This is a genomic window from Nocardiopsis sp. CNS-639 (genome assembly GCF_000381685.1).
Lineage (GTDB): Bacteria > Actinomycetota > Actinomycetes > Streptosporangiales > Streptosporangiaceae > Nocardiopsis > Nocardiopsis dassonvillei.
The window spans coordinates 428,183-441,057 of sequence record NZ_KB906855.1; the positions used below are offsets into that span (position 1 = coordinate 428,183).

General features: G+C 72.6%; 10 protein-coding genes. 6 read left to right on the plus strand and 4 right to left on the minus strand.

What is annotated here, in order from left to right:
• Nucleotides 1–91 precede the first annotated feature (91 nt).
• Together G011_RS0104545 and G011_RS0104550 are read left to right on the plus strand one after the other, a co-directional pair.
• On the plus strand, nucleotides 92–2,422 hold the full coding sequence (locus tag G011_RS0104545) for an excinuclease ABC subunit UvrA (protein ID WP_019607447.1): 2,331 nt from the start codon (nucleotides 92–94) through the stop codon (nucleotides 2,420–2,422).
• A gap of 122 nt (nucleotides 2,423–2,544) precedes the next feature.
• Entirely contained in the window at nucleotides 2,545–5,061 is a 2,517-nt protein-coding gene (locus G011_RS0104550; RefSeq protein WP_026338016.1) for a DUF1963 domain-containing protein, read from the plus strand.
• Nucleotides 5,062–5,358: 297 nt separating this feature from the next.
• Here G011_RS0104550 and G011_RS0104555 read toward each other — a convergent pair whose 3' ends face one another.
• Nucleotides 5,359–6,678, minus strand: coding sequence for an RNA polymerase sigma factor (locus G011_RS0104555; protein ID WP_019607449.1), 1,320 nt, complete (start codon nucleotides 6,676–6,678; stop codon nucleotides 5,359–5,361).
• Nucleotides 6,675–7,046: a YciI family protein gene (locus G011_RS0104560; RefSeq protein ID WP_019607450.1), complete on the minus strand. Its 372-nt coding sequence runs from the start codon at nucleotides 7,044–7,046 to the stop codon at nucleotides 6,675–6,677. The genes G011_RS0104555 and G011_RS0104560 overlap by 4 nt, the downstream gene beginning before the upstream one ends.
• Before the next feature lie 291 nt (nucleotides 7,047–7,337).
• Here G011_RS0104560 and G011_RS0104565 point away from each other — a divergent pair, with 291 nt between their 5' ends.
• Complete coding sequence (locus G011_RS0104565; protein ID WP_019607451.1) at nucleotides 7,338–7,808, plus strand: hypothetical protein; 471 nt, start codon at nucleotides 7,338–7,340, stop codon at nucleotides 7,806–7,808.
• A 253-nt stretch (nucleotides 7,809–8,061) separates the two neighbouring features.
• Complete coding sequence (locus tag G011_RS0104570; protein WP_019607452.1) at nucleotides 8,062–9,033, plus strand: MsnO8 family LLM class oxidoreductase; 972 nt, start codon at nucleotides 8,062–8,064, stop codon at nucleotides 9,031–9,033.
• Between the two features lie 1,112 nt (nucleotides 9,034–10,145).
• Here G011_RS0104570 and G011_RS32300 read toward each other — a convergent pair.
• Together G011_RS32300 and G011_RS0104585 are read right to left on the minus strand one after the other, a co-directional pair.
• Nucleotides 10,146–10,475 carry a hypothetical protein gene (locus G011_RS32300; RefSeq protein ID WP_231391374.1) on the minus strand — a complete coding sequence of 110 codons (330 nt, stop codon included), beginning with the start codon at nucleotides 10,473–10,475 and terminating at the stop codon, nucleotides 10,146–10,148.
• 554 nt (nucleotides 10,476–11,029) lie between these two features.
• Entirely contained in the window at nucleotides 11,030–11,242 is a 213-nt protein-coding gene (locus G011_RS0104585) for a cold-shock protein (RefSeq protein ID WP_013152914.1), read from the minus strand.
• Between the two features lie 315 nt (nucleotides 11,243–11,557).
• On the opposite strand from G011_RS0104585, the gene G011_RS0104590 reads away from it, so the two are divergent.
• Together G011_RS0104590 and G011_RS32935 are read left to right on the plus strand one after the other, a co-directional pair.
• Nucleotides 11,558–12,217, plus strand: a complete 660-nt coding sequence (locus G011_RS0104590) for a class I SAM-dependent methyltransferase (RefSeq protein WP_019607455.1) — start codon at nucleotides 11,558–11,560, stop codon at nucleotides 12,215–12,217.
• 518 nt (nucleotides 12,218–12,735) lie between these two features.
• Nucleotides 12,736–12,875: tectonin domain-containing protein (locus tag G011_RS32935; RefSeq protein ID WP_369757054.1), on the plus strand; the 140-nt coding region annotated here is incomplete at its 3' end.

Sequence of the window (12,875 nt, forward strand, 5' to 3'; positions counted from 1 at the left end):
CCCGGCGGGAGGGCCGGTGCGCGCCGAGGTGCGCCGTGCCCGGGCGGTCCGCGGGTCCGCTCCGGTTCCGTGACCGGGTAATCCTTGTCCCATGGACAACCACGACGACCGCATCCGGGTGCGCGGCGCCCGCATCCACAACCTCAAGAACGTGGACACGGAGCTGCCCCGCGACGCCCTGGTCGCCTTCACCGGCGTCTCCGGGTCGGGGAAGTCCTCCCTGGCCTTCGGAACCCTCTACGCCGAGTCCCAGCACCGGTACCTGGAGTCGGTGGCGCCGTACGCCAGGCGCCTGCTCCAGCAGCTCCCGGCCCCGGAGGTGGACGAGGTCACCGGGATGCCGCCCGCCGTGGCGCTCGCCCAGCCGCGCTCGGCGCCCTCGGTCCGCTCCACCGTGGGCACCCTCACCACGCTGTCCAACACGCTGCGCATGCTCTTCTCCCGGGCGGGCGACTACCCGCCCGGGGCGCGGCGCCTGGACTCGGACTCCTTCTCCCCCAACACCGCGGCCGGGGCCTGCCCGACGTGCCACGGCGAGGGGGTCGAGCACGAGGTCACCGAGGCTTCGCTGGTGCCCGACCCCGGGCTGAGCATCGCCGAGGGGGCGGTCGCCTCCTGGCCCGGGGCCTGGCAGGGCAAGAACCTGCGCGACATCCTCGACACCCTCGGGTACGACATCCACCGGCCCTGGCGGGAGCTGCCCCAAGACGAGCGCGACTGGATCCTGTTCACCGAGGAGCAGCCCGTGGTGACCGTCCACCCGGTCCGTGAGGCGGGGCGTGTCCACCGGCCCTACCAGGGCAAGTACAGCAGCGCGCGCAGGCTGGTGCTCAAGGCGTACGCCTCCTCCGCCAGTGAGGCCCGGCGGCGCAGGGCCGCCGAGTTCATGGTGGACCGGACCTGCCCGGAGTGCGGCGGTCGGCGGCTGCGACAGGAGGCGCTGCGCGTCACCTTCGCCGGGCACACCATCGCCGAACTGGCGGCGCTGCCCCTGACCGAACTGGTGACGCTGCTGCGCCCCTGGGCGGAGGACCCGGGCGCGGCGGGGGCGCTGGTCGGGGAGATCACGGCACGGGTCGGGATTCTGGCGGAGCTGGGCCTGGGCTATCTGAGCGCGGCCCGACCGGCGCCGACCCTGTCCACCGGGGAGTTCCAGAGGATCCGGCTGGCCACCCAGCTGGGCACGGGGCTCTTCGGGGTGGTCTACGTCCTGGACGAGCCCTCCGCGGGCCTGCACCCGGCCGACGTCGAGGCGCTCTCCAAGACCCTGCGGCGCCTGCGCGACGGGGGCAACACCGTGTGCTTCGTCGAGCACGACCTGGACGTCGTGCGCGGCGCGGACTGGATCGTCGACGTCGGGCCGGGGGCGGGCGAGCACGGCGGGCGCGTCCTGTACAGCGGCCCGGTCCCCGGCCTGCGCGGGGTCCCGGAGTCGGTGACACGCCGCTACCTGTTCGGCGGCGACCTCCCGGAGCACCGGCCCCGCACCCCCGGCGGGCACCTGGAGCTGCGCGGGGCCACCCGCAACAACCTCGAAGGGCTGGACGCCGACATCCCCCTCGGCGTGTTCACCGCCCTCACCGGCGTGTCCGGCTCGGGCAAGTCCTCCCTGCTGGCGGAGATCGCGGACCTGGCCGCCGAACACGGCCGGGTGGTGTGGGTCAGCCAGCAGCCCATCGGGCGGACGCCGCGCTCCAACCTGGCGACCTACACCGGGCTCTTCGACACGGTGCGCAAGCTGTTCGCGGCCACCGAGGAGGCCCGCGCGCTCGGCTACGGGCCCGGCCGGTTCTCCTTCAACGTCGTGGGGGGACGCTGCCCGGAGTGCGAGGGCGAGGGGTTCGTGTCGGTGGAGCTGCTGTTCCTGCCCACCACCTACGCCCCCTGTCCGGCCTGCGGCGGCTCGCGCTACAACGACGACACCCTCCGGGTGCGGTACCGGGGGCGCACGGTCGCGGACGTGCTCGCGATGTCGGTGGAGGAGGCGGCGGGGTTCTTCACCGAGGAGCCGTCGGTGCGGCGCTCCCTGGAGACCCTCGCCGGGGTGGGCCTGGGTTACCTGCGCCTGGGCCAGCCCGCGACGGAGCTGTCCGGCGGCGAGGCCCAGCGGATCAAACTCGCCACCGAACTCCAGCGCCGCCGGGTCGCCGACACGGTCTACCTGCTCGACGAGCCCACCACCGGTCTCCACCCCCACGACACCGACGTCCTCGTCGGCCGCCTGCGCGACCTCGTCGGCGCGGGCGCCACCGTGGTCGCGGCCGAGCACGACATGCGGGTCGTGGCCACCGCCGACCACGTCATCGACCTGGGCCCGGGCGGCGGATCGCAGGGGGGCCGGATCGTCGCTCAGGGCACGCCCGCGCAGGTCGCGGCGGCCCCGGACAGCCGCACGGCCTCCTACCTGAAGGGCTTGCTCTGACGGGGCGGGCCGTCCGCCGCCGCCGGGTGCCTCGGTGGCCACCTCCCGATCCGGTAGGCGCGGGTCCGACCGAAGACGCGGCTGCGAAGGCGTGTGTCCGAACTTGCCCCTAGTCTTCCGGCATGTACGAATCTGAAGCAGGAACGGCTGTCTCGGGCGGCGATACGGACACCGCTGCCCGGGTGGCGGCGGCGGTACGGGACTGCCTCGCGCCGCTGCGGCTGTCCGAGGCCCACGAACCGGTCGTCGAGCACGTGCTGAGCGGCACCCGACCGGAGGCCCTGGCGGCGTTGCGGGAGCGGCCGACCGGCGCCGACATGGTCGCCAAACCGGACGCGGTCTGGTCGGCCGACCGGCTGGCCGCCGTCGCCGACGCGCATCCCGGCTGGTCGCTCCGGGAGGCCGACGCGGCACGGCTGGTGCTCTACCGGTTCGCGCCGATCGACCTGCTCGTCCGGTTCGGACAGGTGCTGCACGCGGTCACCGGCGACGCCCCGTCGTCCGGGGAGCCGTCGTGGCTCCTCGTGCTGGCCGACGACGTGCTCCGTGTCCAGGGCGCGGACGGCGGGACCGACGCCGACGACGCCCAGCGGCGATGGGACGCCCACACCCTCACCGAGGTCGCCCGGGCGGGCGGCGCACCCGGTCGGACTCCCGTGCACGCCGCCCTGTCGGCGCTGCTGTACACGGACTCCCGCCACTGGCCGTTCCGTCGGCACCGGCTCCTGGAGAGCGAGGCGGGCGTCGCGTTCCTCGCCCGGCATGCCGACGCGCTCGCGGACGTCGTCACCGGGTCCGCTCTGAACACTCGCAGATACGTGGCGGACCGGTGCGCGCACAGCCCGCAGACGCACGCGGAACTCGCCGCCGAACTGGCGGTGGACGCCGAGGCGAGCGTTCGCGCTCAGGCACTGTCCGCCCTGGCCCGGATCGACGGCCCCCGCCAGGTGGACCTGCTGCGACGGCACCTGCGGACCGCACCGCCGGACCGTCTGCCGGACGTCCTGGCCCGCCTGGCCGACCTCGACGGCGGCGCCGCGGCGATCGAGGAGGTCCTGGCCGAGGACGGCGCCGGAACTCAGGACCCCGAGCGCGAGCGGCTGCTGCGCCGGGCCGCCTCCCGGGTGCGGGCGCTGAGGACCGCGGAGGCCGCCGTCCCCGTGCCCGACGTCGCCGCACCGCAGGACGCTGACCTGGCGGAGGAGCTGCGGACGCTGGGGGCCGGGGGCGGGTCCGACGGGGACCGTTCCTGGCACGGCGTCGAGGGGAGGACGGCGCTGATGCCCGACGTCCGCGCCCTGCGTGACGCGTTCCGCGCTGCCGGGATGTCCGACGCGGACCGGCGGACCGCCTCGCTCCTGGTCACCCGCACGGACTCCCACAGGCGCAAGATCGGTGCCTTCCTGACCCCCGAGGACGCCGAGCGCTGGTGGCCCCTGTTCGCCGAGCGCCTGGACCTGGCGGACGAGTACCTCGACGGCGGCGACGGGAGGCGGCATCCGGACGAGTCCGCCGTGGACACGAGGGCGATGATCCTGACCATCCTCGAACGCTTCCCGGCCGCCCCCGAGGCCCTGGTCCCGCGCCTGACCTCGCTCGCGCTCGGCGCGAACCGCCACCGGCTGGCGGCCCGGCGCGTGCTCGGCGACCACCCGGACGCCCGGGCGGCAGCGGTGGCCGCGCTATCGGACGCCGACGCCGGGACGCGCTCGTCCGCCGCCGAGTGGCTCGCGGGGCTGGACGAGCCGGGCGTGGTGGCGCCGGAGCCCGGCTGGGAGTTCGGCGCGGGGGTGCTGCACCCGTCGGTCAGGGCCCTGCCCGCGTCGGTGCTGTGGTGGCTGGACAGGTTCCGGGAGCAGGCGCTCGACAAGGGGGTTCCGGCGGACGACGTCGCCCGGTGGCTCGGGCTGGCCCGCCCGAAGCTGCGGACGGCGCGCGACGGCGGCGGCCCGGTCGTCGGCAGGCTCGGCACTCCGCTGATGCTCCCGCCGGACGCGCCCACCCCGGGCACGGTGTGGGACGGCGACCCCGACAACCGCGACGACCACCAGCTCATCGCGACGCTCGACCTGGCCGCGATCCCGCCGGAGGCCACCGACATCCCGCTGCCGCCCGACGGCCACCTGCTCCTGTTCGCGAACGTCGAGCTGGACGAGTTCGTCATCCCGGGCGGCGCCGCGTACGTCCCGGCGGGGACGCCGGTGGAGGAGCGGGAGTCCTCACCGAGCTACGAGCCCTACGAGTACGACTCCCCCGAGGACCTGGACGAGGAGCTGCGGCGCACCGGTGACCTGCGGTTGGTCCCCGGCGTGGGACTGCCCTCCTGCCCCGTCGAGGACGAGACCCTCGCCCAGCACCCCCACGCGGAGACGTTGCAGGAGGTCTGGTCCGAGCAGACCGACGGGGGCGGCGAGTGGCAGATCGGCGGCTACGCCGCGGACTTCGACGGCTACGGGGACCCGGCACGCGCCTCGGCGTTCCCGGAGGAGGGCGAACAGTGGTCCAGCCCTGAGGACTGGGTCCTGCTCGCGCAGTGGGTCGGGGTGCCGATGGGGATCCTGTACTGGACCATCACCCGTGAGGACCTCAAGGCGCGCCGCTTCGACCGCGTCGTGGTGCAGATGTACTCCAACCCCTGACGGTGCCGCGGAAGCGGGCCCCGGCCGCCGGCGCGGCCGGGGGTTCGCGCTCCTGCGGCTGAGGACTGACGGCGCCTTGCGACCTCGGCACCGGACTTTTTCCCATTGGCGTGCGCTGCATGGGATCGGGCTCCTAAGGGGGTGGCGAACCGTCGCCTTGACGATGTAGATCTTCATCATCGCTCGTGAGCGCGGAACGCCTGTGAGCACAGGACTGGGCCTGCGGCCCCGGGCCGCAGGCCCCTCCGGCGGAGGCGTCAGCGAACGACCGAGCCGACCGGCGTCGCGGTCCCGCCCTCAGCCGAGGCGGTCGGCGCGGTCCAGCAGGAACCGCCGCTCGACCCGGTTGCCGGTCAGGGAGGCCGCCTCCCGGTACAGCGCCGCCGCGCCCTCCCCCTTCCCGGTCGTCTCCAGCAGGTGAGCGCGCACCGCGCGTTCACGCTGCCGGGTCAGGGGGTCCCGGCCGAGCCCGAAGCGTCGGTCGAGGTCGTCCAGCAGCGCCAGTCCCCGCGCCGGACCGTACGCCTTGGCCACCGCCACCACCCGGCTCAACCGCACGGGAGCGGTGGGGCTGAGCCGTTCGAGCCACAGGTAGAGCACCGCGATCTGCACCCAGTCGGTCCGCTCCGGCACCGGGGCCGCCGCGTGCACGGCAGCGATCGCCGCCTGCAGCTGGTAGGGGCCGACCTCACCGCGGTTCCACACACCGTCGATGAGCGCGGTGCCCTCGCGGACGAGGTCGGCGTTCCACAACGACCGGTCCTGTTCGTCCAGGGGCACCAGCTCGTCGTGGCCGCCGGTGCGCGCGGGACGGCGCGCCTCGGTGAGCAGCATGAGCGCGAGCAGTCCGGTGGCCTCGGCGTCGTCGGGCAGGGCGTCGTGGAGCATGCGCGTCAGCCGGATGGCCTCCCCGGTCAGGTCGACGCGGGCGAGCTGGTCGCCCTCGGAGGTCGTGTAGCCCTCGTTGAAGACCAGGTAGAGCACCTTCGCCACCGCCGTGATCCGGCTGTCGCGGTCGGCGTCGGTCGGCGGAGTGAAGCGGGCTCCGGCGCGGGCCAGCTGCTGCTTGGCGCGGCTGATCCGCGTTCCCATGGTGTTCTCCGAGGTCCCGTGGGCGTGCGCGATCTCGGCGGTGGTCAGGCCGCCCACGGCGCGCAGCGTGAGCGCCACCTGGGAGGCGGCGCTCAGCGCGGGGTGGCAGCACAGCAACAGCAGGGCCAGGCTGTCGTCGCTCTCCCGGGCGGGCCCCGCCCGCCGGTCCGGCTCCCGCATGGCCAGTTCGGCGGCGCCGATCTCCTGTTCGCGCCGGTGTCTGGCCTGTTCGGCGCGGAGGAGGTCGACCAGGCGCCGGTAGCCGACGCGGATCAGCCAGCTGCGCGGGTTCTCCGGCACGCCGTCGGCGGGCCAGGCCCGGCTCGCGGCGAGCAGCGCCTCCTGCACCGCCTCCTCGGCGGCGTCGAAGCGGCCGAAACGCCGCACCAGGGCGCCGAGCACCTGCGGCGCCTCGGTGCGCAGCAGGTGCTCGACGTCCGCGTCCACGCCGGGGGGCCGCCGCCCGCCGTCGCGCCGGCCGTCCGCCACCGTCGGGCGCCGCTGCGCACGGTCGCGGTCGTTCACGCCGTGAAGTCCTCGCCCATGATCGGCCGGATCTCGATCGGCTCACCCAGCGCCTCGACGATGCGCGAACCGATCTCCACGGCCCGTTCCTGGCTGGCCACGTCGATCACGGCGAAGCTGGCCAGGACCTCCTTCAGCTCCGCGAAGGGCCCGTCGGTCGCCACCACGCCGCCGTCGGCCCTGCGGACCGTGGTGCTGACCGCCGGGTGCCCCAGGCCCTCGCTGCTGACGAACTCGCCGGTCTCGATCAGCTCCCGCTCGAACTCCTGGTAGGCGGCGAACGCCGCCAGCGCCTCCTCGGAGGGGGTTTCGGCGGTCGCGGCGTCCCAGGCGGCGGCCGGGGTGTAGCTGAGCAGCAGGTACTTCATGGCGGTTCCTTCTGTCGAACGTTCGGGCGAAAGAGTACGGGTCGGTCAGACGGCACGGCGCGGGGACGGGGGCGGACGGCGGGCCGCGGGGGCAGTGGTGGTGGTCGCGGCGGTGGTGGCGGTAGTGGCCATGGGTTCCTCCTTGGTGGGTTCCTGCCGCTACCTCGTGGCGGGTCCGGGGTTCTCGACACGATTGCAAGGTGACCTGAGTCACATCAAAAGCATGTCGAGGACCGGCCCGCGCCTCCGAGGTAACGGCGAACACCCGCCACGACACACAAGGAGAACGGGATGTCCGAGATGAACGAGACCCACGAGACGTCGGAGAACCACGGGATGCCGGAGACCTACGAGCCGAGCGCCGACCTCAGGGCCCTGGACCGCCTGGTCGGCACCTGGACGGTCACCGGCGGAGCCGAGGGAACCGTGCGCTACGAGTGGATGCCCGGCGGTTTCTTCCTGCTCCAGCACGTCGAACTCTCGCAGTTCGGCCAGGTCGTCACCGGCATGGAGGTGATCGGCAACCTGCGGCCGTTCGGGGAACCGGTCGGCGCGGACGTGGTCTCGCGCTTCTACGACTCGGTCGGCAACACGCTGGACTACGCCTACGAGCTGGTCGGCGACAGGCTGACCATCTGGGGCGGCGCGAAGGGCGGCCCCGCCTACTACGAGGGCACCTTCAGCGCCGACGGCGACACCGTCACCGGCGCATGGGTCTACCCCGGCGGGGGCGGCTACGACTCCACCATGACCCGGGTCTGACACCGGCTGGCGCGTGCGGCCCCCGGGCGACGGTTCGTCGCCCGGGGGCCGCTTGTGCCTGCGTCCCCTCCGAAGACGGTCGGTCGCGCGGACGGACCGGTGGGAGGGAGTGCGTACCGGTCCGGAACCGGACTGAGGGAACCGCTGACGGGCCCGGAGCCCGGAGCCCGGAACCCGCATCCGCGCTCGCGGCGAGTACTCTCCGGGCGGAGGAAGATGCGCTGTCCCACCACACGGACGGAGGCGAGAACCGATGCGGGTCTCCCTGCTTGACCGCTCACGGACGCGCAGCGGCGAGTCCGACGCGCAGACGATCGCGACGACCGTCGAGAGGGCCGTGCGCGCGGAGGAACTCGGGTTCCACCGGTTCTGGACCGCCGAGCACCACGCGGTGCCCGGTATCGCCAGCTCGGCCCCCACCCTGCTGCTCGCGGCCATCGGCGCCCGCACGCGCGGTATCCGCCTGGGCACGGGCGGGGTCATGGTCCCCAACCACAGCCCGCTGGTGATCGCCGAGCAGGCGCTGCTCCTGGAGGCGCTCTTCCCCGGCAGGATCGACCTGGGGCTGGGCGGTTCGCTCGGCTTCACCGCTCCGATCCGGCGTGCGCTCGGGCGCACCGCCCTGGGCGAGGGCGAGTACCCGGCCGAGGTCGAAAGGGTCCGCGAGTACCTGGGCGGGCGGGCCGGGATCACCGCCAAACCCAGCGTGGCGCCTCCGCCGGTGTTCCTGCTCGCCGTCCGGAACGGGCTGGCACTCGCCGCCGAGCTGGGGCTTCCGGCGGTGGTCGGAGGGCCGGTCCTTCGCGACCCGGACAGGATCGCCGCCTACTTCGAGGACTTCCGTCCGAGCCCGGCCGCGCCCGCTCCCTACCTGGTCGTGAACGTGGACGTCGCCGTCGCGGAGACCGAGGAGCGCGCCCGCGACCTGCTGTTGCCCGAGGCCTGGGCGTACGCGGACTCGCGGGAGGTCGGGGAGTTCCGCGCGCTCCGACCCGTGGAGGAGGTGCGTCGGCTGCTGGGCGAGACGAGCCGGGAGAGGAAGCGCAGGGAGGTGCACGGCTGGATGGACTCCGCGATCGCGGGCACTCCCGAGCAGGTGGCGGACGCGCTCACCGACCTCCTCGACCGCACCGGCGGTTCCGAGGTGCTCGCCAACGTCAGCACCTACGACCGCGACGAGGTCCAAAGGACCGACGAGTTCCTCGCCTCGCTCCAGGCCCGCTGACGGGCCGCGTGTCCGCCGTGCCGCGTCTGCCGCTGGGCCGTGCCCGCCGCCGGGGCATCGGGCGGCGAGCCGTCGGCGGAGCCGGTCGATGATCGCCTGACGCGCGGGCGGGTGCGCTGGCGGCGTCCCCCGCACGGTTTCCGCCACGCGTGCGGGGTCGGCGTCGGCGGCGGTCGGCCCGCCTCCCATGAGCGATACCAGGATGCGTGCGGTGAGGGCCGGTTCGAGTTCGCAGGTCTCCTCCCCCGCCGGTTCCGCGATACCCGGCCCCTCCCCTCCCCCGCCCGGCTCGGGCGGTCGCGGCGGGGCCGGTGGGTGCACGAGTTCGTCCGGCACCGACCGGCAGGGGCCGCCGCACGCACGACAGGCGCCGCCGGGAACGTTGCGAACGCCGGGGTGGTCGGGACAGGTGCGCACCGCCGTGCCCCGGGCGTCCACGTCGAACTCCGGCGGACGGGCGAAGGGGTCGCCGTCGTCGGGGCCGCTCTCCTCGGCGGGCCTCCGGGGTGCGGGAATCCCCGCCTGCCGGGGCGTCGTGGGCGTGACCCCCCGGCCCAGGACTCCCGTGAGGAAGGCGCGGGCCTCGGCCGGGCCGCGCAGGCGCAGCATGAGGGCCGGGAAGGGGCGGCGTAGTCTCTCCGCGCCCCGGACGAGGGCGGTGAGTTCCTGTTCGGTCAGGCCCGCGTCGCGCAGGCGCAGCAGGGCGCGGGTCAGGGCGGCCCGGTCGGCGCGCGGGTCGTTGAGGGCGGCATCGGGGACGTGCCGGAGCAGGGGGTGTCCGTGCGAACGATGTGCGTGCTGGGGCTGGGCATGCGGGAGATGACCGCGCGGAGGGTGCGTGCGCGGGGGGCGTCCGTGAGTGCTCGTTCGCGCGGGTTCGGGCCCTCCTGCTGTGTCTGGGCTCCTCCGGACGGAATCGGGGCGCTCGTCGGAGGAGAGGTGAATGGGATACAGGTGTGCGGGTCGATTCGACCCCTCGCCGAGGTCGATTCGAACCGTCGCGGCCTTCCTGATCCGGGGGCGGGTGGTCTCGTCCAGTGGCTCCTCCCCCAGGGCCGCGCGGACGGCGTTGATCTCCTCCCGGACCGGATCGGGGAAGACCTCGGCGGGGATCAGCAGTTCGAGGACGAGCGGAAGGCGGTCGGGTGAGCGGGTGCGCTCCCTGAGGTCCTCGGCGAAGAAGGCGCGGTTTGACCGGGGTCGAGTTTGCGGACCAGTCCGGCGGCGATGAGGTCCGCGATGGCGCGCTTGGCCACGGAGAGGCTGAGCAGGTGGCCGGACCGGCTGACCAGGGTGTCCAGGCAGAGGAAGCACCAGCGGCCGTCGAGGTCGGCGGCGCGGGCGATGACCGTGGCGGCGATGAAAGCGCGGGATGTGGGGAAGAGTCCGGCCTCGCGGGCTTCGTTGACCCAGATGTCCGGTATGAAACCAATTCCGCGCATTGCCCCGCGGGGGCGTTGACGCGGGCCGAAAAACCGGGCCGAATCACGGCGTTCGGTGGTGGCACGGGGAGTGGGGGCGGTAGACTCCACAACGAGTCGCCTTCCTGGTTGAAGCAGGTAGGTGGCGCAGCCGGATGCTTGTTTACGCAGGCGTCGGCCAAATCCCGGCTCGGTGTTGGTAGCACCGACCGGGATTTTCCTTTTCGGGGAACACGCTAGCGCAGCGAACACGAGTTCGCGTAATTTTCCCCCAAGTCCGCACATGCCAGAAGCCTGAACTGTCTGCCTTGCGCGCTAATTCACATAAAGCGGTTTTGCTCTTTATTCTCCGATTGGCACAGAAAAGCACCACTGTGGGACGGCGCGGGTCCGGTGGCCATCCCCGCCCCGGTCGGTACAGCACTTCGGACTCGGCCGGGTGGTCCGCGCGGACGCCACCGGCACCGACCGGGGCCGCCTGGGCCGCGCTTCATATGCCGTACACGACGAAGCCCCCGCACCCGGGAGAGACCGGGTGCGGGGGCTTCGCGCGCTTCAGTTCGGGCGGGCCTTGCCTACCCTTCCACCTGGACCTTGTCCGCCTGCATCCCCTTCTGGCCCTGGACAGCTTCGAAGCTGACCGTCTGGCCTTCCTGCAACGACTTGAAGCCGGTGCCCTCGATCGCCCTGAAATGAACGAAAAGGTCGGGCCCGGACTCCGGTGTGATGAAGCCGTACCCCTTCTCGTCGTTGAACCACTTCACTGTGCCGGTCTGGCGCTCAGCCACGTGTCTTCCCCATCGGTAGTAGGCGGTTGTCATCATCGAACCACAAAAATCATGGCATGGGATCGCCTCGGAAAGACGCAGAAACGGCCGGAAACACCCGACTTCGCGAACCCCGCCCCGGACACCCAGCGGCTTCGCCTTCCAAGGCGTCCCGTGTACTCGCGAGTCGGGCTGCCGCTGCCTGTTCCGCGCCGAACCCGGGCGAGGTAGACACCTGCGCGGGTGGCGGTCTGTTTCGCCGTTCTCCTGCTGTCCCGGCCGCGGCGTGGCTACCTTGGTCCGGATTCTGTCTCCTGAGCCGCGAGGACCACGGCCATGGCCAACCCGACCACGGACATCCAGAGCTACTGGGACCGCTACGCCCAGGGCGTCACCCCACAGGAGCCGGAGGAGGCACTGGCCACCGCCCTGGAGTGGACCCAGTACCCGGGGCACGGGCCCGGGTTCGAACTACTGGGGGAACCCGCCTCCGCGTTGGAGCTGGGGGCCGGGCAGGGGGCGGCCGTCGCCGCGTTGGCCTCCCGAGGGGTGAGGGCCGCGGGAGTGGACGTGTCACCGGTGGCGGTGGAGCGGGCCCGCCGCCGGTGGGGACACCCGGGCGCGGAGTTCCATCACGCGGACGTGGTCGAGTTCCTGGCGGGGACCGGCCAGCGGTGGAACGCCGTCTACTCGGTGTGGGGAGCGGCCTGGTTCACCGACCCCGACGTGCTGTTCCCGCTGGTGCACGACCGTCTGGAATCCAATGGAAGGTTCGTGTTCTCCCACGCTCCTGCGGTTCCCGGGTCGTACGGGGTGCAGGGCATGTACGGAGGCGGGTTCAACGGTCGCCGGGTGTGGGTGTACCGGTGGGCCTACGAGCCCGCGGTGTGGGAGGAGATTCTGGTTGGTCACGGGTTCCGTGAGGTGCGCGTGTGGGAGGAGGCGGCCCCGGAGGCCGATCATGTGGGGACCCTGATCGGAACCGCTTCGCGATGAGTTCCTGCGCCGCCGGGACAGCCCGCGCGGGCAACGACGTCGGCCGAACGGCGTCCGGCCCCCGACTCCTGATCCCCGACCACTCCACACCCCTGGACCACCGTCGACACACGGAAATACATTTCGGAAATCTTATATTTTTCCACCCATAGTGCATTTGCCATCTCAATATCACAAATCTTTTCGTGCGTGAACAATGTTTTGAACATTGGCCGCAACGGGCCCAAGAGGGTTACTTACTCCCACCCTCGGGCATCTCCACGGAAGCGGCGCGCGAGTTCGGGAAAGGCGGAAATTCCACGGTTCCACTGATAAGTGGCGGAACACCGCCGCGCCCGCCCCGTTCAGCGGACCCTTTTCCGGAAGAGGAAAGGGGGATCAGCGGCCGGTGTCCGGGCTGCCGAAACCCTCCGCGTTCAGCGTCGCCCCACAGGTGCACCGGTCTCCCCCGGACCGGCCGTGCCACAGGTGTTCCTGAGAGTTCAGCGCAATACCCCCAATGGATGGAGACGGTTGACATGGCGCACTGGAAGCAGATCTCCGGAGGACTGACGAGGATCTCGGCGGGCTCCCGCACCAACGTGTGGGGCGTCAACGCCAACGGAGCCATCTACCGCTACACCAACGACGACGCCAACCCCTGGATCAACATCCCCGG